General features: G+C 33.9%; 1 pseudogene. It reads left to right on the top strand.

Annotation, left to right across the window (positions count from 1 at the left end):
- Nucleotides 1-82 precede the first annotated feature (82 nt).
- Nucleotides 83-1,590: pseudogene (locus tag D3P13_RS22515) on the top strand (IS1182 family transposase).
- Nucleotides 1,591-1,654 lie beyond the last annotated feature (64 nt).

Below are 1,654 nucleotides of genomic sequence, written 5' to 3'. Positions count from 1 at the left end.
AACGTCAGACTGTCTAATAACTTCTAACATTTTCTTTTAAAAGAATCATATTGGTTTTATAACTTTTTTGTATCTTCTTGATATGAAATTTATATCTGGAAAAGACCGAAAACAGACCTGCCTCTTCCCCGTTTCTTTGGAAGATTCTATTGACCAAGATAACAGTGTAAGAGCTATTGATCAATTTGTTGACCAGCTAGATTTAGCAAAACTTGGTTTTCGTAATAACTTTATTGAAAATGGCCCGCCTGCCTACCACCCGTCCATTTTACTTAAACTCTACATTTATGGATATATGAATAGAACGCGTTCTTCTAGGCAACTAGAAAAAGAATGTAGAAGGAATATTGAGGTCATGTGGCTTATAAAATCACTTGCACCAGATCACAATACTATAAGTAACTTTAGAAAAGATAATGCTAAAGCAATCAAAAAAGTGTTTTTTGCTACCGTACAGATTGCTCGAAATTTCGGACTCATTGGTGCTACCTTAATTGCTGGCGACAGCACCAAATTAAGAGCTCAAAACAGTAAGAAGAATAATTTTAACCAAAAAAAAATACAACGTCATTTAGATTATATAGATAATAAGTTAAACCAATATAATAAGGCACTAGACTTAAGTGAGGATGACATAGAAATACAGGAAATAAAGAAGAAGACTACCAAACACAAAGAAAGCAGTATAAGCAACTTGAAAAGCAACTAAAAGAATCTGGAGACACACAAATATCTACTTCAGATCCAGAGAGTAGACACATAATTATTAGAGGAAATATAACGGAAGTTGCCTACTGTGTGCAGTCTACCGTAGATGCAGATTATAATATTCCTATAGATTATTTAGTGACTAATCAAAATGACTCTAAAGCAATGGGAGGAATGTTAAGAAGATCCAAAACTATTTTAAGAACAAACAATCATGTCGCGTTATTTGATAAGGGATATCACACGGGTAGCGAATTTAAAACGGCTAACGATCTAGGTATTGCAACACTTGTTGCCATTCCAGGAATAGGTAGAGCATCACAAGCACCAGATCCAAAATACAACTCAGAATATTTTGTGTATAAACAACAGGAAGATACCTATACCTGCCCACAGGGAAACCTACTTAAGAGCAATGGAAGCACTTACAAAGGGCGTAATTACCGCTTCAAACAATATAAAACAAACAAATGTAAAAATTGTCCAGTGAGAGTGCTGTGCACTACTTCTAAAATAAACGGAAAGGTTATTCAACGAAGTGAATTTACGCCTTATATAGAACAAAACGCTAAACGAGTTTTAGAAAACCCACAGGCATATAAGAGAAGGCAGGCAATTGTAGAGCATCCTTATGGAACTATGAAAAGACAATGGGGTTTTGATCACATAATCACTAAACAAACCAAATTAAGAGCTAGTGCGGATGTTGGCTTGATATTTATAGCATACAATTTAACAAGAATCTGGAATCTGCTAAAACAATGCGATAAAACCTCTATTAACAGTATAAAAACTTTAGAAAGCTCCATAAAACTGTTTTTAACCTACTTAGAAACATATATTTACCAGAATAAGAAAACTCAAATAACACTCGTTGTTTAAAACAAAACCTGTAATTTGGTAAGATTAAACAAAAAATACGGCAGGTTATTAGACAGACTGACGT

Origin of the sequence: Aureibaculum luteum (assembly GCF_003449015.1) — a bacterium.
Lineage (GTDB): Bacteria > Bacteroidota > Bacteroidia > Flavobacteriales > Flavobacteriaceae > Aureibaculum > Aureibaculum luteum.
Note: the sequence above shows the minus strand (reverse complement) of the source record. Positions and strands in the feature narration are given on the sequence as shown.